At 68.6% G+C, this 21,320-nt stretch carries 19 protein-coding genes and 1 riboswitch; of the genes, 14 read left to right on the plus strand and 5 right to left on the minus strand.

Annotated features, from left to right (window positions below):
• Nucleotides 1-24: 24 nt before the first annotated feature.
• The 8 genes from PQI66_RS08350 (at nt 25) to ppk2 (ending at nt 9,320) form a co-directional block, all read left to right on the plus strand.
• Nucleotides 25-861 carry a TatD family hydrolase gene (locus tag PQI66_RS08350; protein ID WP_339997414.1) on the plus strand — a complete coding sequence of 279 codons (837 nt, stop codon included), beginning with the start codon at nt 25-27 and terminating at the stop codon, nt 859-861.
• Between the two features lie 229 nt (nt 862-1,090).
• Nucleotides 1,091-2,242 (plus strand): transglycosylase family protein, encoded by a 1,152-nt coding sequence (locus PQI66_RS08355; RefSeq protein WP_339997416.1) that lies wholly within the window; start codon nt 1,091-1,093, stop codon nt 2,240-2,242.
• 24 nt (nt 2,243-2,266) lie between these two features.
• On the plus strand, nt 2,267-3,181 hold the full coding sequence (gene rsmA, locus PQI66_RS08360; RefSeq protein ID WP_339997417.1) for a 16S rRNA (adenine(1518)-N(6)/adenine(1519)-N(6))-dimethyltransferase RsmA: 915 nt from the start codon (nt 2,267-2,269) through the stop codon (nt 3,179-3,181).
• Nucleotides 3,178-4,236, plus strand: a complete 1,059-nt coding sequence (locus PQI66_RS08365; RefSeq protein WP_339997418.1) for a 4-(cytidine 5'-diphospho)-2-C-methyl-D-erythritol kinase — start codon at nt 3,178-3,180, stop codon at nt 4,234-4,236. Before rsmA ends, PQI66_RS08365 begins: the two co-directional genes overlap by 4 nt.
• Before the next feature lie 39 nt (nt 4,237-4,275).
• Entirely contained in the window at nt 4,276-6,114 is a 1,839-nt protein-coding gene (locus PQI66_RS08370) for an ABC-F family ATP-binding cassette domain-containing protein (protein ID WP_339997419.1), read from the plus strand.
• A 51-nt stretch (nt 6,115-6,165) separates the two neighbouring features.
• Nucleotides 6,166-8,049, plus strand: a complete 1,884-nt coding sequence (locus PQI66_RS08375; RefSeq protein WP_339997421.1) for an alpha/beta hydrolase — start codon at nt 6,166-6,168, stop codon at nt 8,047-8,049.
• A 17-nt stretch (nt 8,050-8,066) separates the two neighbouring features.
• Nucleotides 8,067-8,390, plus strand: a complete 324-nt coding sequence (locus PQI66_RS08380) for a putative quinol monooxygenase (RefSeq protein ID WP_339997422.1) — start codon at nt 8,067-8,069, stop codon at nt 8,388-8,390.
• An 18-nt stretch (nt 8,391-8,408) separates the two neighbouring features.
• Nucleotides 8,409-9,320 carry a polyphosphate kinase 2 gene (gene ppk2 / locus PQI66_RS08385; RefSeq protein ID WP_339997423.1) on the plus strand — a complete coding sequence of 304 codons (912 nt, stop codon included), beginning with the start codon at nt 8,409-8,411 and terminating at the stop codon, nt 9,318-9,320.
• Between the two features lie 10 nt (nt 9,321-9,330).
• On the opposite strand, the gene PQI66_RS08390 is transcribed toward ppk2, so the two are convergent.
• Nucleotides 9,331-11,223, minus strand: a complete 1,893-nt coding sequence (locus PQI66_RS08390; RefSeq protein WP_339997424.1) for an AMP-dependent synthetase/ligase — start codon at nt 11,221-11,223, stop codon at nt 9,331-9,333.
• 159 nt (nt 11,224-11,382) lie between these two features.
• Here PQI66_RS08390 and PQI66_RS08395 point away from each other — a divergent pair, with 159 nt between their 5' ends.
• A complete protein-coding gene (locus tag PQI66_RS08395; RefSeq protein ID WP_339997426.1) occupies nt 11,383-12,438 on the plus strand; it encodes a 3-hydroxyisobutyryl-CoA hydrolase in 1,056 nt (351 codons plus the stop codon).
• Here PQI66_RS08395 and PQI66_RS08400 read toward each other — a convergent pair.
• Nucleotides 12,413-13,171, minus strand: coding sequence for a nicotinamide mononucleotide transporter family protein (locus PQI66_RS08400; RefSeq protein WP_339997428.1), 759 nt, complete (start codon nt 13,169-13,171; stop codon nt 12,413-12,415). The genes PQI66_RS08395 and PQI66_RS08400 overlap by 26 nt on opposite strands.
• A 9-nt stretch (nt 13,172-13,180) precedes the next feature.
• Nucleotides 13,181-13,313, minus strand: a riboswitch (FMN riboswitch).
• 156 nt (nt 13,314-13,469) lie between these two features.
• Here PQI66_RS08400 and PQI66_RS08405 point away from each other — a divergent pair.
• The 3 genes from PQI66_RS08405 to PQI66_RS08415 are packed head-to-tail and all read left to right on the plus strand — an operon-like array spanning nt 13,470 to nt 14,729.
• On the plus strand, nt 13,470-14,183 hold the full coding sequence (locus PQI66_RS08405) for a DUF1648 domain-containing protein (protein ID WP_339997693.1): 714 nt from the start codon (nt 13,470-13,472) through the stop codon (nt 14,181-14,183).
• A 46-nt stretch (nt 14,184-14,229) separates the two neighbouring features.
• Nucleotides 14,230-14,550, plus strand: coding sequence for a DUF1648 domain-containing protein (locus tag PQI66_RS08410; protein WP_339997430.1), 321 nt, complete (start codon nt 14,230-14,232; stop codon nt 14,548-14,550).
• Nucleotides 14,520-14,729: a hypothetical protein gene (locus tag PQI66_RS08415; RefSeq protein ID WP_339997432.1), complete on the plus strand. Its 210-nt coding sequence runs from the start codon at nt 14,520-14,522 to the stop codon at nt 14,727-14,729. Before PQI66_RS08410 ends, PQI66_RS08415 begins: the two co-directional genes overlap by 31 nt.
• A 128-nt stretch (nt 14,730-14,857) precedes the next feature.
• On the opposite strand, the gene PQI66_RS08420 is transcribed toward PQI66_RS08415, so the two are convergent.
• Entirely contained in the window at nt 14,858-15,508 is a 651-nt protein-coding gene (locus PQI66_RS08420) for a TetR/AcrR family transcriptional regulator (RefSeq protein ID WP_339997434.1), read from the minus strand.
• Nucleotides 15,498-17,948: an MMPL family transporter gene (locus tag PQI66_RS08425; RefSeq protein ID WP_339997435.1), complete on the minus strand. Its 2,451-nt coding sequence runs from the start codon at nt 17,946-17,948 to the stop codon at nt 15,498-15,500. Before PQI66_RS08425 ends, PQI66_RS08420 begins: the two co-directional genes overlap by 11 nt.
• Before the next feature lie 112 nt (nt 17,949-18,060).
• Between PQI66_RS08425 and PQI66_RS08430 the strand changes: the two genes are divergently transcribed.
• On the plus strand, nt 18,061-18,732 hold the full coding sequence (locus PQI66_RS08430) for a GAP family protein (RefSeq protein ID WP_339997436.1): 672 nt from the start codon (nt 18,061-18,063) through the stop codon (nt 18,730-18,732).
• Nucleotides 18,733-18,736: 4 nt separating this feature from the next.
• Nucleotides 18,737-19,741 (plus strand): alpha/beta hydrolase-fold protein, encoded by a 1,005-nt coding sequence (locus PQI66_RS08435; protein WP_339997438.1) that lies wholly within the window; start codon nt 18,737-18,739, stop codon nt 19,739-19,741.
• On the opposite strand, the gene PQI66_RS08440 is transcribed toward PQI66_RS08435, so the two are convergent.
• Nucleotides 19,722-21,254: an alpha/beta fold hydrolase gene (locus PQI66_RS08440; RefSeq protein WP_339997440.1), complete on the minus strand. Its 1,533-nt coding sequence runs from the start codon at nt 21,252-21,254 to the stop codon at nt 19,722-19,724. The genes PQI66_RS08435 and PQI66_RS08440 overlap by 20 nt on opposite strands.
• Nucleotides 21,255-21,320: the final 66 nt, after the last annotated feature.

Consider the following 21,320-nt stretch of genomic DNA (forward strand, 5'->3'; position numbering starts at 1 on the left):
TCCGGCGCCCGCTAGCCTGGGGGCATGTCACGGAAGAAGCCACGTCCTGTCCCTGTGCCTCCCGAGCCGCTGGCGGAGGTGTTCGACGCGCACACCCACCTGGCGTCCTGCGGGGCCGCCGACGCGGAGTCCGTGCGCGCCGTGATGGACCGCGCTGCCGCCGTCGGGGTGCGCTCCGTGTGCACCGTTGGTGACGGCATCGCGGAGGCCGAACTGGCGCTGGAGGCGGCCCACGCCGACGACCGCGTCGTCGCGGCCTGTGCCGTGCACCCGACGAAGGCCGGTGAACTCACCGACGATGCCCGGGTGCGGCTCCGGGAGCTCGTGGCGGACCCACGCTGCGTGGCGGTGGGGGAGACGGGCCTGGACACCTACTGGATCACCCACGATCCCGACGGCACGGCACCACTGGAGGTCCAGGAGGAGGCGTTGCGCTGGCACATGGACCTGGCGTCCGGGGTCGGCAAGCCGCTGATGATCCACAACCGTGAGGCCGACGACGACCTCCTGCGGGTGCTGTCGGACGCCCCGTCGGATCTCACGGTGATGCTGCACTGCTTCTCCTCCCCGCTCGAGGTGGCACGCGAGGCGGTCGACCGGGGCTACTACCTGAGCTTCTGCGGCAATGTCACCTTCAAGCGCAACGAGGAGTTGCGACAGGCTGCCGCCCTGGTCCCGGAGGACCGGATCCTCGTGGAGACCGACGCCCCCTACATGACGCCCGAGCCGTTCCGGGGCGCCCGGAACGAGCCCGCCTTCGTCGGTTACACCGCACGGCTGCTGGCCGAGGTGCGCGGTGTCGACCCGGACGGGTTCGGCGCACTGGTGTCGGCGAACGCCCGACGGCTCTACGGTCTGTGAGCCCGCAGGACTGGGGTGGATGTGACGGAGGGGTCTGCTGAGCACTGCCGGGGCGTCGCGGGTGTGACGATGGCGACAGAAACGGGGGCGGATCACCGAATTTCTTGATCGTGACCCAATCGTTACCGTATCGTGATCAACGTTATGTCGGTTGTCCCGAACCGCCGACCCTGACAGGCCTGACCGGCCTGACCGCCAGGAGTCGTCGTCACCGGAGGTAGAAGAGCGCGTGTCCCCCAAGAAGAAGTCCACCCTGCACCGTATCAACAGCACCAGCTCGGTCCCGCTGCGCGCGGCGACCGGCGGCATGCTGGCGGTGCTGGTTGCCGGCGGCACCGTCGTCGCCACCAGTCACAAGGACGTCACCCTCGACGTCAACGGTGAGATCATGCAGGCCAGTGCGATGTCCGGCGACATCCGCGGTCTGCTGGAGGACAACGACGTCGCCGTCGACGACCGTGACATGATCACCCCGGGCCTCGACGAGAAGGTCGAGAACAACGGCACCGTCACCGTCCGCTCGGCCCGCCAGGTCGCCGTCACGGTGGACGGTCAGCTCAAGGACGTCGACACCACCTCGCTCACCGTCGCCGACCTGCTCTCCGAGCTCGGCTACGAGGGCAACGCCGCAGCCCTCTCCGAGGGAGTCGGCACGCAGATCCCCGTCGAGGGCATGGAACTCAACATCACCACGCCGCGGGACTTCACCCTCAACGACGGCAACCCCGGTGAGGAGCCCGCACGCCTGTCCCTGGCGGCGGCGACGGTCGGCGAGGCGTTGGAGCTGCGGGGCACTCCGCTCGGCAAGGACGACGTCGTCACCCCGCCCGCCGGCACCCCGCTGACCCCCGGCACGCACATCGAGGTCCACCGCGTCTCGACCGACGAGGTCACCGAAGAGCGTCCCTTCGACCCGCCGGTCACCGTCAAGGAGGACCCGGAGAAGCCCGAGGGCGAGGAAGAGGTCGTCGAGGAGGGCTCGGCCGGCCGCGAGAAGGTCACCGTCAAGGTCACGAAGACCAACGGCGAGGAGACCGACCGCGAGGTCGTCGACCGTACCGAGCTGGAGCCGGCCACCGAGCGCGTCGTCATCCGCGGGACGAAGAAGGGCTCCAGTGCCGCAGCCGTGGCCGGTGGCTCCGTGTGGGACGAACTGGTGCAGTGTGAGGCGACCGGTGACTGGTCCGCCAACACCGGCAACGGCTTCTCCGGCGGTCTGCAGTTCACCCCGTCCACCTGGGCGGCGTTCGGCGGCACCGAGTACGCCCCCGAGGCGCACATGGCCTCCCGCGAGGAGCAGATCGCCGTGGCGGAGAAGGTCCAGGCAGCGCAGGGCTGGGGCGCATGGCCGGCCTGCACCTCCAAGATGGGGCTGCGGTAGATCCACCGGCTAGGCTGGTGAACCGTGGAACCTGAGAACAGCACCGACGTCCGTCTGCTCGGCCCCGGCGACATCCGGGCGTTGGCGGCCGAGCTTGACGTCACCCCGACGAAACGGCTCGGCCAGAACTTCGTCATCGACCCCAATACCGTCCGGCGCATCGTCTCGGCGGCCGAGGTCGGCCCCGACGACCACGTGGTCGAGGTCGGTCCCGGTCTGGGATCGTTGACCCTGGCACTGCTGGAGTCCGTCGGCACGGTCACCGCCGTGGAGATCGACCCGCGGTTGGCAGGACGGCTGGAACGCACCGTCGGCGAGTTCGCCCCGTCGCGTGCCGGTGCCCTGAACGTGGTCACCGCCGACGCGCTCACCGTCGGAACGGACGACCTCCCCGCTCCGACCGCGCTGGTGGCGAACCTCCCGTACAACGTCTCGGTGCCCGTCCTGCTGCACCTGCTCGAGGTCTTCCCCAGCATCCGTCGGGTCCTGGTGATGGTGCAGCTCGAGGTCGCCGACCGTCTCGCCGCCGACCCGGGCAGCCGGGTCTACGGTGTCCCCAGTGTGAAGGCCGGCTTCCACGGCCGCGTCCGCAAAGCGGGCACCATCGGCAAGAACGTCTTCTGGCCGGCCCCGAAGATCGACTCCGGGCTGGTGAGAATCGACCGGTGGGACGACGGCGACCGCCCGTGGCAGGACTCGGTCGACACCGTGGGGGAGGACGTGCTGCGCCGTGAGGTCTTCGCCGTCACCGACGCCGCGTTCCTGCAGCGGCGCAAGACACTGCGCGCCGCTCTGTCCGGCTACTTCGGGTCGGGCCCGGCGGCGGAGAAGGTCCTCACCGACGCCGGGATCGACCCCCGCGAACGAGGGGAGAAGCTGGACACCGCGGCATTCGTGGATCTGGCGGTGGCGTCCCTGGCGGCGAGGGGTGCGTCATGACGGCGGGACGTTCAGTCACGGCGACGGCCCAGGGGAAGGTCAACCTCCACCTCGCCGTCGGCGACGCCCGTGAGGACGGCTACCACGAGCTGAGGACCGTCTTCCAGGCCCTCGACCTCACCGAGACGGTCACCCTGACGGTCGTCGGCGTGCACGAGGGGGTGCCGGCAGACCTGCTCGACCTCGTCGCGTCGGTGTCGGTCACCGGTCGCGACGCCGCGAAGGTGCCGACCGGTGAGGCACTGGGGGACAACCTCGCCGTCCGGGGGGTGTTGTCGGTGCTGGAGCACTACCGCGACGAACTGGCCGGCGTGCCGTCGGCGACGTTCCCGGTACTCGACATCCTGGTGGACAAGGGCGTCCCGGTGGCCGGCGGCATGGCGGGCGGCTCGGCGGACGCGGCGGCGGCGATGATGGCCACCCGCGAGATCCTGCACGGTGACGGTGCCGCGGAGAGCGGCTTCGACCGTGCACCACGTCCGGGCGACGAGACACTGTCGGCGCTGGCCGCCACACTCGGCGCCGACGTCCCCTTCTGCCTCGCCGGCGGTACCGCGCTCGGCCACGGCCGCGGCGACGTCGTGGTGCCCGTGCTCACCCGGGGCACCTACCACTGGGCCTTGGCGATGGACCCGCGGGGGCTGTCGACTGCGGAGGTCTTCGCCCGACTCGACGAGCAACGGGACGCCGCGGCCCGGGGCGACCGTCCTGACCTGCGGGCCGGTGGTCCCGAGGAGGCGCAGCGCGCCATCCTCGCCGGGGACGTCGACGCACTTGCCGCCCACCTCGACGGCACGACCGTCAACGACCTGCAGGCACCCGCCATCAGCCTGAGCCCGGACCTGCGCCGCACGCTGGCGGCCGGCAAGGACGCCGGTGCCCTGGCGTGTCTGGTCTCCGGGTCCGGGCCGACGGTGGCGATGCTCTGCCGCGACCGGGACCACGCCGTCGACGTCGCGACCGCGTTGTCGTCGGAGGGCGTCGGCGGCAGGGCCGTACCGACCACCACCGCGGCGTCGAGCCGGCACGGTGCGCGTATCGTGTCACCTGCCTGACCCCTGTCTTCCCCACCGAGAGGATCCCCCCGAACCGCCATGGCAACACCGGTCAACCTGATCAACCTCGAGAACGTCGAGAAGTCCTACGGACTGAAAACCCTGCTGGACAAGGTCAGCCTGGGGGTGAACACCGGCGACCGTATCGGTGTCGTCGGACTCAACGGCGGGGGCAAGTCCACGCTCCTGCGCATCCTCTCGGGCGCGGACACCGCGGACGCCGGACGAGTGTCGCACAACAACGACCTGCGCCTGGCACGGGTGTCACAGGACGTCGACCTGGTCGGCGAGACCGTCGGACAGTCCGTCCTGGACCCCCTGGGCCTGCAGACCTACGAATGGGCCTCGGACCCGCGGGTCCGGGAGGTCCTCCACGGTCTCGGCGTCGTCGACCTCGGCACACAGGGCCTCGACACGCCCGTCGCCGGCCTGTCCGGTGGTGAGCGGCGGCGCGTCGGTCTCGCCGCCGCGCTGGTCCGTGACCTCGACCTGCTCATCCTCGACGAGCCGACGAACCACCTCGACGTCGAGGGTGTGCAGTGGCTCGCCTCCCACCTGTTGTCCCGCCGGTGCGCACTCATCGTGGTCACCCACGACCGGTGGTTCCTCGACACCGTCGCCAACCACACCTGGGAGGTGCACGACGGTGTCGTCGACGTCTACGAGGGGGGTTACAACGACTGGACGTTCGCCCGCGCCGAGCGTGCCCGGCAGGCCGACGCCGCGGAGCAGCGTCGTGCCAACCTCGCGCGCAAGGAGCTGGCCTGGCTGCGCCGTGGGGCACCGGCCCGGACGTCGAAGCCGCGCTACCGTATCGAGGCCGCGGAGGCGCTGATCAAGGATGTCCCGGCCCCGCGTGACTCCGTGGAGCTGATGAGTTTCGCCACCCGTCGCCTGGGGAAGAAGGTCATCGAGCTCGAGGACGCCACCATCGCCACCCCCGACGGCCGACCCCTCGTCGACGACCTCACCTGGCGACTCAACCCCGGTGAACGGATCGGTCTGGTCGGCGTGAACGGATCGGGGAAGACCACGCTGCTGCGCACCCTCGCCGGTGAGTACCCGTTGGCGGCGGGACGGCGCGTCGAGGGGCGGACGGTGAACATCGGCTGGCTCCGCCAGGAACTCGACGACCTCGACCCGGCCCGTCGGCTCCTCGACGCCGTGGAGGACGTCGCCACCCGGGTGCAGATCGGCGACCGGGAACTCACCGCGTCCCAGATGGCCGAACGCCTCGGCTTCTCCTCCAAACGCCAGCGCACCCCGGTCGGGGACCTCTCCGGCGGGGAGCGTCGGCGCCTGCAGCTGACCCGCGTGCTCATGGCCGAGCCGAACGTCCTGCTGCTGGACGAGCCCACCAACGACCTCGACATCGACACCCTGCAGGAACTCGAGAGCCTGCTCGACGGCTGGGCGGGAACCATGGTGGTGATCTCCCACGACCGTTACCTGGTCGAGCGGATCTGTGACTCCACCTGGGCGCTCTTCGGCGACGGGAGGCTCACCAACCTGCCCGGCGGTATCGCCCAGTACCTGGAACGACGTGCGGAGCAGGCCGCCGGGGAGAACCGGCACGCCGGCAACATGTCCCTCGGCGGGACGCCGGCGGCACAGCAGCAGACGGGCCTGTCGGCACAGGAGGACCGTGCACTGGCCAAGGAGCTCAACGCCCTGGAACGGCGCATGTCCAAGGTCCAGGTGACCATCGGGGACCTCAACCAGCGTCTCGCCACCGCCTCGGCGCCCGCGGACGGCACCGTCGACACCGCACTGCTGGCCGAACTCGACTCCGCGCTCACCGCGGCGAAGGACGAACACGACGAGCTGGAGATGACCTGGCTGGAGACCGCGGAGAAGCGGGAGACCGGCGGCGCCTGAGGTTGCTAGACTCGCTACCTGTACATGACGAGGCGGTGAGGGAGGTGTCCGGTGGCGCACGACAGCGACACACCGGGGTCGGTGACAGGTCGACCCCCGGTCGTGCGGCACGTCGGTGACGACGACTTCCCCGGGGTGATCGTCCGGCAGCGGCACGGGGGTCGGGACGACCGCCGTGGCAGACCGGACCGTGACGGCTTCCTGCGGTCCCTGATCGAACCCAGCCCGTGGGGGCTGGTCGTCGGCGCCCTGATGTTCGCCCTGTCCCTGACGCCGTCGCTGCTCACGCGGGACTGGCTGTTCCAGGGGGTCGCGGCCGGCCTGTCGGCGGCGACCGGCCATCTGATCGGTGTCCTGCTGCAGTGGGTGTGGGTGCTGTGGATCCGTGACCTGGTCGAGCCGCTGTCGCTGCTGCTGACGCGCGGCCGTGCGGTGCCCGGGCACTGGCGACCACGCCTCCGGATCGCGCTGATCGCGGTGATCGTCGTCGCGCTGCTGGTGTGGATCCTCTTCGCGGTGCGGTGGCAGCAGGAGATCGCCGACCTGATGGGGGACGAGGCCTACACCGCCGGAGAGTTCCTCAAGGTCCTGCCGGTGGGGCTGCTGTTGTGGGTCGGTATCTACCTCGTGGGCACGGTGTTCGCCCGTGGCACGGTGATGCTGGCCAGGGCTGTGCCCGGTCAGCACACCCGCTACGGGCTGAAGCTCCTGGTGTCGTGGTGTGTCGTCGGGCTGGTGACGGTCTTCGTGGCCGACCAGGTGCTGCCCGGGACGATCCTGCGGGTCAGCGAACGGATCTTCTCGGTGCGTGACAAGGAGATCCGGGAGGACCTGGTCCGCCCCCACGTCAGCGAGCGCAGCGGTGGCCCGGGCTCCCACAACGAGTGGGAGGAACTGGGCGCCTACGGGACCAGGTTCACCGCACTGGGGCTGTACAAGGACCAGCTCGAGGGGCTCACCGGGCGTCCGGCGGAGGAACCCATCCGCGTCTACGCCGGGCTGGACAACGGTGACACGGACCACGAGCGGGCCCTCAACGTCGTCGAGGAGCTGGAGCGCACGAATGCGCGGGACCGGGAGGCGCTGATGGTCGTACCCACGACGGGGACGGGATGGGTGAACCCCACCGCCGCCCAGGCGTTTGAGCTGATGTTCGACGGCGACACCGCGATCGCCGCGGACCAGTACTCGTACCTGCCGAGCGCACTGCAGTTCATCACCGACCGCAACCGGGTGCGGGAGGCGGGCAAGGAGCTGATCTCCACCGTGGCGGACTGGTGGAACCGGCTTCCGGAGGACAACCGTCCGAAGCTGTACGTCTACGGTGAGTCCCTCGGCACCACCGCCGGTGAGGGTGGGTTCTCCGGGATCCGTGACATCGCGTCGACGGTGGATGGCGTGCTGTGGCTCGGCCCGCCGAACAGCAACGAGCTGTGGCGCGATTTCGTCTCCCGTCGGGACCCCGGTACCCGGGAGGTCGACCCGGAGTACTCCGGCGGGATGATGGTGCGGTTCGCGGAGAACTCCGAGCAGATCCAGAAGTGGATCGACGATCCCCAGGAGGGGGGCGCCTCATGGCCGGGGACGCGTGCGCTGTACGTCCAGCATCCGTCGGATCCGGTGGTGTGGTGGTCCCCGAACCTGATCTTCCGTGAGCCGGACTGGTTGAAGGAGGCGCCCGGCTTCGACCGGTCACCGACGATGCAGTGGATGCCGATCATCACGTTCTGGCAGGTCACCCTGGATCTTCCCCGTGCGGGTAATGTGCCGAACGGGCACGGCCACAATTACGGTACCTCGGTGTTGGACGGTCTCGTCGCGGTGGCGGGGGAGGACCGGTTCTCGGTGGCCGACGTCGAGAAGCTGCGTGGTGAACTGGACGGGGCGATGGAGAACCAGGGCCCGGAGAAGGAGGTCGGCGTCGACAACGGGTGACGCGTACCCTGGTCCCCATGATTCTGATCAACGTTCGCTTCCGTCCGCTGCCCGAGTACGTCGAGAACTTCCGGGAGGTCGTCGCCGACTTCACCGACGCCACCCGTGCCGAGGACGGCAACCTGTGGTTCGACTGGTTCCGCGGCACCGATGACCCGTCCGAGTACTTCCTCGTCGAGGCCTTCGAGGACGGGGCTGACGGGGCGCACGTCAACAGTGACCACTTCGCCGCCGCCTGTGACCTGTTCCCGACGGTGCTGTCGGAGACCCCGCAGATCATTAACACCTCCATCCCGGGTAAAAGCGAATGGGACCGGATGGCGGAGTTCTCCGTGGACTAGCAGGTAAGCTCGGTCCCCATGACGTCACAGAAGGCTCCGGGACAGACAACCGCCAGGGAGAACCCGGGGGAGACCCCAGCGGAGAACCCGGCGGGAACGCGTCCGCCGGCACTGGACAAGAAGGCCTACGAGAAGGAGCTGAAGAAGCTCCAGGCTGACCTCGTGGACCTGCAGCAGTGGGTCCGGGAGACCGGGGCGCGCATGGTGATCATCATGGAGGGGCGTGACGCGGCCGGCAAGGGGTCGGCGATCAAGCGGATCACCCAGTACCTCAACCCCCGCTTCTGCCGGGTGGAGGCGTTGCCGGCACCGACGTCCCGGGAGCAGGGGCAGTGGTACTTCCAGCGGTACGTCGAGAAGCTCCCGACCGCGGGGGAGATCGTGATCTTCGACCGGTCCTGGTACAACCGTGCCGGTGTGGAGCGGGTCATGGGGTTCTGTTCCGCCTCCGAGTACCGGCGGTTCCTGCACCAGGCCCCGATCTTCGAGCGCCTGCTCGTCGAGGACGGGATCATGCTGCGCAAGTACTGGTTCTCGGTGTCCGACGAGGAGCAGGTCAGCAGGTTCACCTCCCGGCGTGAGGATCCGTTGCGGCAGTGGAAGCTGTCGCCGATGGACCTGCAGTCGATCACGCGGTGGGAGGACTACTCGCGGGCGAAGGACGAGATGTTCGCCCACACCGACACCCCCGCCGCCCCGTGGTACACGGTGGAGAGCGAGGACAAGAAGCGGTCACGGATCAACGTGATCAACCACATCCTGTCCTCGGTGCCGTGGGAGAAGGTCGAACACACGCCTCCGCGCATCCCCGAACGCCCGGAGGTGGCCTCGGACTACGAGCGTCCGCCGCGCACGGAGTTCCGCTACGTCCCCGACCGGGCCTCCCGCCTGGAGCGGGGGCAGCAGAAGAAAAAGAAGCGGAAGAAGTAGCGGTCCCCGCTCACTCCTCGTAGAAGGAGGCGATCTCCTTCGCGAAGTGGTCGTGGATCACCGTGCGGCGGAGCTTGAGGGACGGCGTGATCTCCTGGTAGTCGACACCCAGGTCGCGGTGCAGGACGGCGAACTTCTTGACCTGTTCCCACCGGTTGAGGTGCGTGTTGAGTTCGTCGATGTAGCCCTGCACCATCGTCCTGGTTTCAGGGGCGCTGACGATGTCCTTGTAGGACCCGGAGAGTCCCTGCCGCGCCGCCCATGCCGTGACGGCGTCCTCGTCCAGGGTGACCAGCGCCGAGACATACGGCCGGTCGTTGCCGACCACCACCAGCTGGCTGGCGACGGGGCAGAGACCCTTGAACTTTGCCTCGACCTGCGCGGGCGCGACGTACTTGCCGTTGGAGGTCTTGAACAGCTCCTTCTTCCGGTCGGTGATCCTCACCCGGCCCTCACCGTCCATCTCGCCGATGTCGCCGGTGTGGAACCATCCGTCCGGCTCCAGGACCTCGGCCGTCGCCTCGGGGTTGTTGTGGTAGCCGTCCATCACGCCCGGCCCCCTGACCAGGACCTCGCCGTCCTCGGCGATGCGGACCTCGATCCCCTCGAGCGGCCGGCCGACGTACCCGGCCCGGTAGATGTAGGGACGGGTGAGGCAGGTCGCCGCACTGGTCTCGGTGAGACCGTACCCCTCGAGGATCGGCATCCCCGCGGCCCCGAACCACCGTGCGATGTCGGTGTTCATCGCGGCGGAGCCGGAGATGAAGTAGTTGACGTTGCCGCCGAAGCGTTCACGGATCTTGGACATGACGAGACGGTCGCCGATCTTCGCCTGCAGCCGGACCCAGGGGCCGGCCGTACCGACGCCGTTGTCCGCGTCGAAGACCCGGACCCCCGTACGGCTCGCCCAGTGGAACAGCTTCTCCTTGACGCCGCCCTCGGTCGCCATCATCGTGGCGATACCGTTGTAGGCCTTCTCGAAGATTCGGGGTGCTGAGCCCATGAACGTGGGCTTGACGACGGCGAGGTTCTCGATGATCTTGTCGATGCGCCCGTCAATCGCCGTCTCGTAGCCGACCTGCAACGGCAGGACGAGCAGCAGTTTGCCCATCACGTGGGCCAACGGCAACCAGAGGAACTGTTTGTCGTCGATGGTCAGGAGCTTCTCCGGGCCGGAGTTCGAGGTGATCTCGGAGGCACGGGCCTCGAACACCCACACCCGGTGGGGGAGACGCACGCCTTTCGGGCGGCCGGTGGTGCCGGAGGTGTAGATCAGGGTCGACAGGTGTTCGAGTCGGGTGGCGTCGATACGGTCGTCGACGGCGGTGGGGTGCGTCGACAGGTGGTCGCGTCCGCGGCGGCGCAGGTCGTCGAGGGTGATCACCCAGCCTGGAGCCGTCTCCTCCACCGCGTCCGGTACGTCACCGCTGATCAGCACAACCGTCTGGACCCCGGGGATGTCGTCGCGGAGACCGAGGAGCTTGTCCACCTGGTCCCGGTCCTCCGCGAAGACGACCCGCGTCCCCGAGTCATCGAGGATAAACGAGACATCGTCGGCGATGGTGGTGGGGTAGACCGTGACCGTGGCGGCGGAGGCGTACATGATGCCGTAGTTCGCCAGCGCCCACTCGTAGCGGGTGGAGCTCGCGATGGCGACGCGCTCTTCAGCGTCGATCCCCAGCGAGATCAGGCCGCCCGCCACCTCAGCGGCCTGCGTACCGAGCTCGGCCCAGGTGACAGCCTCCCACGTCTCACCCGATGCGCCGTCGGCCACCGGGAAGCTGTAGGCCCGCCGGTCGGGGGTCTCCTTGATCCGGTTGCGGAGCATGTGGCCGACCGACTGGATTGCGGGGTCGATCGGCACGGTGGTGGACGAGCTGCTGCCTGTGGACGCGGTGGTCATGTCTTCTCCATCCGGACGGTGGTGGGGATCGCCTCGACGATCATCCTTTGTGTCACGATAGCAAATGAACCGTGTTTCAGCTCACAGTTTCATGACGTTCACCCCGGCGTAGTGGGGTGCCCGCGCCACGGCGCACGGTTTCGTGCCACCATGGCAGTCATGGACACCACCCCCGCTTCCCAGTCGCCCCTGGTCCGTGTGGAGAGTCTCCACGGAGCAGGAGTCATCACACTCGACCGCCCGAAGGCGCTCAACGCCCTGAACCACGAGATGATCACTGCGATCGCCGCTGCTCTCGAGGCATTCCGCCACGACGACGCCGTCGACCGGGTCCTGTTGTGCTCGGCGGGGGAGAAGGCCTACTGCGCCGGCGGCGACGTGCGCTCGGTGCGGGACTCCGACCTCACCGGCGACTTCACCGCGGGGGACGACCTGTTCCGTGACGAGTACGACATGAACCATGCGTTGGCCTCGTTCCCGAAACCCACGGTCGCCGTGGTCGACGGTATCGCCATGGGCGGTGGGCTGGGTGTCTCCGCCCATGCCGACATCCGGGTGATCACGGACCGGACCTGGCAGTCGATGCCGGAGATGGCGATCGGGTTCATCACCGATGTCGGGATCTCGCACGCCTTCACGCACCTGCCGAATGTTCCGGAGGAGTCGCGGGCCGCCCTCGGGTTGTTCCTGGCGACGACGGGGTACCGGCTCACCCCGGACGATCTGCTGTGGAGTGGCCTGGCGACGCACCTGACCGCGGAGCCGGCGGCGTTCCGGTCCGTCCTCGTCGAGGACGGCACGGAGGCGGCGCTGAGCGGCACGACGACGGGTCACGGAGACTCCGTGATCGCCGGGAACCTGGGGTGGATCACGGCCACGTTCTCCGGGGAGGACTGGTCAGCGATCGAGCGCAGGGTCGGGGACGCCGAGGGCGACTTCGCGGACGGCGTCCGGGGGATGCTGGCACCGGCGAACCCGTTGTCGCTGGTCGCGGCCACGGCGCTGCTGAACCACGCCGCCCGTAGCACGCTGCGTGAGGCGCTGGACGCCGAACTGGCGCTGGGGAAGCTGCTGCGGCGTCAGTCCAATTTCCCGGAAGGGGTGCGTGCGGTGCTGGTGGACAAGGACCGGCAGGCGCACTTCGATCCGGCCACCACGGCCGAGGTCACCGAGACGCAGGTCGCGGAGATCAGGCGGACTGTGGAACGGAGCTGACCTGTCCGGCCGCCGTACGTCGCTGCACCCTCAGCCACACCACGAACCCCCAGGCGACGAACACACCGTAGACGAGGTAGAGCACGGCACTGGGGTAGTAGCCCGCCGTGAACAGCAGCGGGACGCCGACGATGTCGACGGCGATCCAGATCAGCCAGAACTCCGTCCACCCCCGTGCCATGCCGAAGGTGGCGAGCAGGGAGCCGGTGAAGATCCAGGCGTCCGCCCACGGTCCCCAGGAGCCCAGGGCGCTGAAGATCCAGGCGAAACCGCAGGTCCCGATGACGGCGACGGCGAGCATGAACAGCCGTTCGCGTGACGTCGCCCAGCGTGGCTGGACCGCCTCGTAGGTGTCGGCCGGTTCAGAGAGGATTGACCGGGAGGGGTCGGTGTCCTCGGGCTCCCTCATGCCGGCGGTCGTGGCCCGGTGCCACTGCCACCAGCCGTAGACGCTGACGATGAGGAACATCACCTGACGTCCTGCCTGGCCGTAGAGGTCGAGGTCCTGGGGGGTGTGGAACATGCCGCCGAGGAAGACGGTGAACAGCAGGATGTTCCCGGCGATGCCCACCGGCCAGGCCCAGACGACTCTCCGCATGCCTCCGATGGCAGAGGCGATGCCGAAGCCGTTGCCGATGACTTCACGCCAGAGAACCGCAGAATCGCCGATCGACCACTGCGCGTTGAGGAATGTCGTGAGGGCATCGGTGACCGACGCCAGAATTCCGGACATGAGGTGTCCAGCCTTTCTCTCCCGTCCGGACTGTGACCGTCGGCTCCGGAATTACACCGGATCTGCTTGACCCACCTGGTGGAGGTGGCGCTCGCGGGCTTTCACCGCCGGTGGGGAATTTCACCCCGCCCTGAGAATGCGTACAGGACGTCACGTTACACCTGTCGTCGCGGTGCGGCGGGCGTTCTGCTCATCCGGACTGTTACTCTCTGAGAATATGTCGGCGGAATCACACGGAAAACCTGGGAAACCCGGGAAACCTGGGAAACCTCGGAAAGCAGACTATCCGCCGGTGACGATGCCGGGGTACCTCTACCTGCTGGCGTTGCTGCCACCTGCCGTGGCGGCGATCGCGCTGGTGGCGTCCTATGACGCACTGCCTGATCCGATGCCGACACACTGGGGCTTCACCGGGGAGCCGGACTCCTGGTCGCCGAAGTCGATGGGGACGCTACTCTTCAACGTGCTGTTGGGTCCGTCGATATGCGTCTTGACCATGGTATTCGCCGGCATCTTCATCCGGATGCACTCCGGGTCCCTGTTTGAGCGAGGTGGGGCGAAGTCGACCGTGGATGCCCAGCGCACCTGGCACGAACTCAAGGTGATGCAGCCGCTGACGGGCTGGTACTGCGTCATGCTCTCGACGTCGATGACCGTGATGATGCTCGGCCTGAACGGGCCGTGGGGGTGGTTGCAGGGAGTCTCCGGATGGCTCGACGCGCTGGGGATGCTCGGCATTCTCGCCGGCACCGTTTGGCTGCTCGTGGTGATGGGACGCCATGGCGACGCCATCGCCGAAAGGTTCCCCCACCCGGACGGACGCCGACGCCGGTGGCTGATGTTCATGGACATCCCGGGGAGTGACAGGGTGATGGTCGACACCGGATCGGGAATGAACTTCACGTTCAACGTCGCGACCCGTGGTGGACGGATCGGCGCAGTGGTCATACTGCTTCTCCTCGCAGGCACGGCTGTGATGTTCCTGTCTATGGCCGTCACGGCGCTGTTCTGAGTCGCTGATAACGTAGATTCTTATGGATGCTCGGCGGACGCCCAGGGTGGCGACTTTGTGGCCTGTACATCTTCTGGCGCTCGTCCCACCGGTCGTCCTCGGTGTCGGGCTCGTCGCCGGTTACGGCGCTGTTCCGGACCCGATGCCGGTTCACTGGGGTGTCGACGGCTCCCCGGACTCCTGGGTCGACCGTTCCCTTCCGTTGCTGCTGTTCATCACCCTCGCCGCGCCCGTCGTCACCGTGGTGGGCTTTCTCGTGGCCGCAGCGGGGATGGCCTCGCAGGCCCATGGAACTGGGCGGGCGGCGGTCTCGTGGTGCTCGGTGGAGTCGGTGCCGTGGCGACACTCGTCATCCTGGTGCTGGTGACCGGGCAGGCCAGTCGAACCATTGACTTCCAGTACCCGTCGTCCTCCGGTCGCCGCACGCGGTGGCTGGTGTTCGTTGACGCTCCGGGGGACGGGGTCATCGCGCAGAACAACCGCGGAAAGTACACGCTGAACATGGCGACGACGGTCGGCAGGTTGCTTGCCGGGGCGGCGGTCTGACGTCGGCCGGTGCCGGTACAGACACGAACGACGGTTTCTGTCTGATGTCGGGCGCGAAGTGGCTCTTTCGCCCGACGATTCAGACAGAAACCGTCGTTCAGTCCAGGTTCAGTACGTGTCGGGCAGCCTCAGCCCCCGAATCCGCCGCGCAGCAGCGCGAACCCTTCGTCGAGGACCTCGGCCGGGGTCTGGTCGGTCGACGCCCAGCTGGGGAACATGACCATGCAGTCGCGTCCCTTCTCTGCGGCCCGCGACTCCACCGCGATCGCCCCGGCGGTCAGGCACGACACCATCATCAGCGCACTGGCCTGCCGGCTCATCGTTCCCCGGGCCCGTTGGTGGAGGGCGTCCAGCAGTCCGTCGGCGATGTGTATCACCCGCTCCTTGTCCTCCGGTCCCGTGATGTAGCTGAGGTGGTCGGCGATCGACCGGAGATTCAGCAGGGTGCCGGGGTCGTCGGAGACCGTGCCGTCGTCGTCCACGCGGTCGGTCACCAGCTGCTGCATGATGTCCAGGGGGTGTTCCTCCGCGGGGGCGTCCTCCACTTCCTGGCGCAGTTCGTCGATCGTCTCCTCGATGAAGAACAGTAGCGCGTCCTCCCGCCGGGGGAAGTAGTTGTGGAATGTCCGGGGGGACACCCCGGCCCGTTCGGCGACCGCGGCGACGGTCATTCCGTCGCTGCCCTCGCTGAGCAGGAGTTCGGCGGACGCGCGTGCCAGTGCGCGCCGGGTCTCCTCCTTCTTCTGCTCCCGGTGGGAGAGTGCGTCGTTAGCGGCCATCTGTCGTGGTGCTGTCGTCGGACGGGTCGGCGGCGTGTTCGCCGTTGGTGCCGTCGGGGGTGTCGGCGCCCACGGTGGCGGGCTGCTTCTCGTGCTTGCCGGCGGTGTCGTCGTGCTCCGGTGCCTCGAGGCCGACGAGGCCTTCGCCCTCGACGTCGACGGACGGGATGATCTTGTCGAGCCAGGCGGGCAGCTTCCACGCCCGGTCACCGAGCAGGAAGAGCACGGCGGGAACGATCGTCATGCGCACCACGAAGGCGTCGATGAGCACGGCCATCGCCAGGGCGGAGCCCATGACGGCGATGAACGGCTCGTCCATCAGGATGAAGGCGGCGAACACCGAGATCATGATCAGGGCGGCGGCGGTGACCACGCGGGCGCCGTGCTTGAAGCCGTTCGAGACGGCGTTGCCGGCGGTCTTGCCGTGGACGTACCCCTCGCGCATGCGGGTCACCAGGAAGACCTGGTAGTCCATCGCCAGTCCGAAGACGATGCCGATGAGCATGATCGGCAGGAAGGAGATGATCGGCTGCGGGTCATTGGTGATGCCGAGCCAGCCCCACTGCCAGATGCCCACGGTCAGACCGAAGGTGGCGGCGACGGACAGGGCGAAGCCGAGCGCGGCGATCAGCGGGACCCACAGGGAGCGGAACACCACGACCAGCAGGACGAAGGCGAGGACGACGACGATCGCGACGTAGGGGATGAGGACGTCGGAGAGCCGGTCGGAGATGTCCTCGAAGATCGGGGTGACACCCGTGATCGAGTACTCGCCGCCGGTGTTCTCGTGGAAGGTGCCCTCAGCGTCGCGCAGTGCCTGCAGGGTGTCGTTGGTGGCTTCGTCGGTGGCGCCGGTGGTGGGGGTGACCATCACCTGTGCGGCGGTGCCGTCCTCGGAGACCTGGGCGATCTGGGCGTTGGAGACGCCGTCGACCTGGCTGATCTCCTCGACGGCGGCACCGAAGGTGGCCGGTCCCTGTTCGGGGTCGTCGGTCTTGACCAGTGCGACCATCGGAGCGTTGCGGCCGGGGCCGAAGTCCTCGTTGATCCACTCGGACGCGGTCCGCTGCGGGCTGCCGAGCTTCGCGGAGTCGTCGGTGGGCATGGCCAGCTGCAGGCCGAGGGCCGGGATCGCCAGGACGACGAGCAGCAGCACCGAGCTCAGCGCGAACACCAGCGGGCGCCTGCGGATCTGGCGGACCCACTTCAGGCCCATGGTGGGCTTCTCGTCCTCGGGGTCCGGGGCCTTGACCACCGGTGCACGTCCGGCGAAGGACTTCGTGCCGAAGGCGCCGAGGATGGCGGGCAGCAGCGTGACCGCGACGATGACGGCGATGAACACGGTCAACGCCGCAGCCAGCGCCATGGCGGTGAGGAAGGGGATGTTGATGATCGACAGCGCGGTCAGTGCGATGATCACCGTGAGCCCGGCGAAGCAGACCGCGGATCCGGCCTTGCCGACGGCGAGGCCGGCCAGGTGGGCCCGTTGGCGGTGGGTGGTGCCCTTGACCGCCTGGGCGAGCTCCTTCGGTGTCATGTTGTTGCCGCCGGCGAAGGCGACGAGTTCATTCCTGAACCTGGACACGATGAACAGGGCGTAGTCGATGCCGACGGCCAGCCCGATCATGGAGGCCAGGGTCGGGGTCATGTTGTTGATCGAGTCGGTCAGCGCGGTGCCGGCGTAGATCAGCATGATTCCGGTGCCCACGCCGACGACGGCGGTGATCAGCGGCAGGCCGGCGGCGACGAAGGAGCCGAAGGTGATGATCAGGACGAGGGCGGCGACGGCCATGCCGATGAGCTCGGCGGTGCCGCCGATCTCCTGCGTCTGGAAGACGTTGCCGTTGTAGGAGACCTCGAGGTTGTCGGTGGCGGCGTTGTCGAGGACGTCGGTGACACTGCTGATGTCTTCAGAGGAGACGTCCTGGGCGGTGTCACCCTTGAAGGTCACCGTGAATGTTCCGGTCCGCTCATTCTCGCTGACGGGGGAGAGGGCCTGCAGGTCGGCCTGGATCTGCTCCTCCGGCATACCCTGCTGGGCCTTCGCCTCGGTGAGCTGCTGCTCCATTCCCGCGGCGGCCGTCACCGGGTCCACGATGGACTCGGGGTCGACCAGGGCGTCCTCGCCCTGCAGCTCGGTGATGAGGTTGTCGAGGTCGGCCTTCGTCGCCTCGTCGGTCAGTGAGCCACCTTCGGGGGCCCGGACGACGACGGTGCCCGTGGGGGCCTCCATGTCGTCGCCGCCACCGGGGAAGAGCTCGCCCATCTCCTCCTGGGTCTCCACGGACTCGAGCCCGGGGATGGTGAAGGACATGGAGGTGGGCTTCATCATGGTCGCGGCAGCGGTGCCCGCACCGATGAGCAACAGCAGCCAGACGGCGATGAATCGCCACCGGTACAGGTATGCGGATCGTCCGATCCGGTAGAGGAGTTTAGCCATGGACGATATTATTGCACCGCTTGCGCAATATTGCACGGTCAGTGCACAGCTATGTTTTTAGCTGCGCTGGGGGACGGTATGCCGTCGCGGCCGCCGTGTAGGATCAGCCGGTGTGCTGTACGTGCTGAGTTTCGCCCTGATGGACACGGTCAACTTCCTGTTGATCGGTGTCCTCGTCGCCGTCGGCGTGGCCCAACCGCTGCGGGACAAGGGTGGACGGTACGGACCTGTCGCCGGACTGCTGGTGTTCGGTGACTGGCTCGGGGTGCTGCTGCTCGCCCTGCTCACCATGGTCGTCTTCGACGGACTCGGTGAGAAAATCGAAACCCTTGTGGAATCCCCGGTGTTCGGCGTCCTGCTCATTCTCACGGGTGTCGCCAGCGCCGTCCTGGCGTGGCGCGGCGGCGGGGACGGGTCGTCCGGCCTGGTGCGGCGCATCATGAGGCCACTCAAGACACCCTCCTGGGCGACCGTCGGCACCGGCGTGGTCCTGGGGCTGGTGCAGTCGGTGACATCCGTTCCTTTCTTCGCCGGCATCGCCGTGATGAGCGCCGGTGACTTCGCCACCGTCACCCGCTACGTCGGCATGATCGCCTACGCCTCGGTCGCGTTGAGCCTGCCGTTCCTGTGCGCCCTGGTGGTCGGGTACATCAGGATGCGTCCCTACAGTGCCGTGGGTCGTGGGTTCGGGTGGATGCGGCAGAACCAGGGGACCGTCGCCCGCGCCGGGGGCTACATCGTGGCGCTGTTCCTCATTCTGCTCGGCGTCATCCACCTGGTGTGACGCAATGGACCTGACCTTCGTCTACCGCGGCAGCGCCGACCGCGTGCTCCTGCACATCGACGGGATCCACGACCACCACACCCCGGACCTGCACCGGATGGAGTCGCACGGGGAAGGGTGGAGGTCCACCCTCGCCGTGCCGGACGACCTCGTCTCGTCCTACCGGGTGATCCCGGTGGACGCGACCGCCGCGGCGCGGTTCGACGCCACGGCCGATTCGCGTGCGCGGTGGCTGGACCTGATGGACTCCGTCGTCCCGCACGTCCTGGACCATCCCGCCTGGTACCCGCCGCTGCCCGGCAGTGGCGCGTCCGGACGGTTGATCATGCCGGAGGGCCCGGAGCGGCCCGGGTGGGTCGAGGGGGATCCGGTGGTCTGGGACGAGGCCGAGGTCCACGCGCGACGGCTGTGGACCGGCGGACTCCGCGACGCGGAGCACCTGCTCGTGATCAGCGACGGTGCGACGTGGGCACGGACCGCGCTGCCCGCGACACTGCGCCGGCTGCGCGACCAGGGACGTCTGCCGCACGTCGGCGTCGTCGCCGTGGACACCGCCGATGACCGGGTCGCTCTGCTCTCGCGTTCTGAGGACTACCGCACCCTCATCGCCGACCGGGTACTGCCCTGGGCACGCGGCGTCGTCGACGTTCCGGCGGAGCGTACCGTCATCGCCGGTGAGAGCCTCGGCGGACTGTCGGCGGTGGACCTGGTGCTGCACCGTCCGGACGCCGCCCGCCTCGCCGTCGCGACGTCCGGATCCTTCTGGTTCGGCGACGTCGCCGCCGAGGTCCGGGCATCCGGTGCGCCGGATGGTCTCCGGATCCACCTCAGCGCCGGGCGCGGAGAGGGACGGGACATGCCGGGCCATGCCACCAGGGTGGTCGCGGCGCTGCGGGAGGCGGGCGTCCCGACCAGCCTCGACATCGGGACCCACGGCCATGAGATGGCCGGCTGGACCGGCGCACTGACCCGGGGCCTGGTGGAGCTGCTCAGGCGAAGTACACGCTGATCTCGTCCTCGAACGTCGCCGGGGCCTCCAGTTGGACGCCGTGGGAGAAGCCCTCGGCGACGAGCAACTCGCCGCCCATGGCACGGTGCATGTCGGTGGCGCCCGCGGCGGTGACGGCGGTGTCGTGGGAGTAGCCGATGTGCAGCGGTGCCTGCTCCAGTTCGGCGCCGGACGGGTCCGTCGGCACCGTCGTGGCAGGCCAGCCGTCGCAGTAGAGGCCGGAGCCGAGGAGGTCCTCGTTGTACCGGATGAGGTCGCCGCCGGTGTACTGGGTGACCAGGGTCGGCACGACGAGGGAGGGGTCCGCGGCGGTGGTGTTCTCGTTGCACACGATCGCACGGTCGACGTAGGTCGACTGCGTCTGCATCAGCTCCAGGGCGGCGGCCTCCTCCTCGGACAGCTGCGGCTGCTCACCTGGCTGCGCACCCGGATTGCTGAGCTGCTCGCCGATCACCGGCCACACCTTCTCGCTGTACAGTCCGTCCATCAGCCCCTGCTGCCCGGCGGACACACCCGTCAGCGCGCTCTCGTCACCGAGGAGCATGCGTGTGGTGTCCGACAGGGTCCCGGCCCGCCACTGGGCGTAGACCACGGCGTCGACCACCTGAGAGGCGAGCCGGCCGGGCAGCGGGACATCGTCGGCGCCGGCGGCGGGCGGGGCGGTCGGCAGCTGGACGCCGTAGGGTCCGGCGACGACCTCCGCCCACCGCTGGTAGACCTGCAACGGGGTGGTGCCGAGGTGGTACTCGTCGTCGCGCTCGGCGAGCCAGGAGAACATGGCGTTGAGGCCGTCCACGCGGGCCTGCTTCCGGACCTGCCCGAGTCCGAACCACCGCTGTTCCGGGGAGGCGGAGGAGTCGAGCAGCACCTTACCGGTGGTCCCGGGGAACAGGGTGGCGTAGGTGGCCATCAGCGGCCCGCCGTAGGAGATGCCGTAGAGGTTCAGCGTCTGCTCACCGAGGGCCTTGCGTGCCTCGTCGAGGTCACGCGCGGTGTTGTCGGTGGTGACGGTCGCGGCGTAGCCGGGGTCGTTCGCCTCGCAGGCGGCGAGCATGTCGGCCGCGGGTATGCCCGGGGTGCCGCAGTCCAGCGGGGTTCCCCAGGCCAACCCGCGGGGTTCGACGGCGAGGAGGTCGTAGCTCTCCCGGACGTCGGCGGGCAGCGCGATCCGGCCCTCTGCCTCAGGGGAGCCGATGTCACTGCTGGTGAACATGCTCAACGCGTCCCCGCCGGGACCACCGGGGTTGCCGGCGATGACGCCCTTGCGCTCCCCGGTGGCGGCGATGCGGCTCATGGTCAGCGTGATGGTGCCGGCGTCAGGGGTCGAGTAGTCCTTCGGGACCTCGATGTCGGCGCACTCGGCGGACGGGTCGGCGAAGGACCCGGCGGGGCAGGTGCCCCACTCCAGGGGGCCGGGGGCGGCCTCACCGGCGACGGCGACGGGAGCGGTGAGGGCACCGGCGAGGAGGGTGGCGAACGTTGTTCGGAGGATCAGCGAGGGCCGGAAGGACACGGGGGAGCACTACCTTTCACAGAGACGTCCCGCCGGACCTTACCTCATTTCCGGGTGGAAATCTTA

It is taken from the genome of Corynebacterium sp. USCH3 (assembly GCF_037619475.1).
In the GTDB taxonomy this organism is placed as follows: Bacteria; Actinomycetota; Actinomycetes; order Mycobacteriales; family Mycobacteriaceae; genus Corynebacterium.

Bases quoted from the DNA above. Each gene is read 5' to 3' on its own strand.
- PQI66_RS08350 (WP_339997414.1), top strand. From the start codon at position 25: ATGTCACGGAAGAAGCCACGTCCTGTCCCTGTGCCTCCCGAGCCGCTG.
- PQI66_RS08365 (WP_339997418.1), top strand. From the start codon at position 3,178: ATGACGGCGGGACGTTCAGTCACGGCGACGGCCCAGGGGAAGGTCAAC.
- PQI66_RS08370 (WP_339997419.1), top strand. From the start codon at position 4,276: ATGGCAACACCGGTCAACCTGATCAACCTCGAGAACGTCGAGAAGTCC.
- PQI66_RS08380 (WP_339997422.1), top strand. From the start codon at position 8,067: ATGATTCTGATCAACGTTCGCTTCCGTCCGCTGCCCGAGTACGTCGAG.
- ppk2 (WP_339997423.1), top strand. From the start codon at position 8,409: ATGACGTCACAGAAGGCTCCGGGACAGACAACCGCCAGGGAGAACCCG.
- PQI66_RS08390 (WP_339997424.1), bottom strand. From the start codon at position 11,223: ATGACCACCGCGTCCACAGGCAGCAGCTCGTCCACCACCGTGCCGATC.
- PQI66_RS08395 (WP_339997426.1), top strand. From the start codon at position 11,383: ATGGACACCACCCCCGCTTCCCAGTCGCCCCTGGTCCGTGTGGAGAGT.
- PQI66_RS08400 (WP_339997428.1), bottom strand. From the start codon at position 13,171: ATGTCCGGAATTCTGGCGTCGGTCACCGATGCCCTCACGACATTCCTC.
- PQI66_RS08405 (WP_339997693.1), top strand. From the start codon at position 13,470: ATGCCGGGGTACCTCTACCTGCTGGCGTTGCTGCCACCTGCCGTGGCG.
- PQI66_RS08420 (WP_339997434.1), bottom strand. From the start codon at position 15,508: ATGGCCGCTAACGACGCACTCTCCCACCGGGAGCAGAAGAAGGAGGAG.
- PQI66_RS08425 (WP_339997435.1), bottom strand. From the start codon at position 17,948: ATGGCTAAACTCCTCTACCGGATCGGACGATCCGCATACCTGTACCGG.
- PQI66_RS08435 (WP_339997438.1), top strand. From the start codon at position 18,737: ATGGACCTGACCTTCGTCTACCGCGGCAGCGCCGACCGCGTGCTCCTG.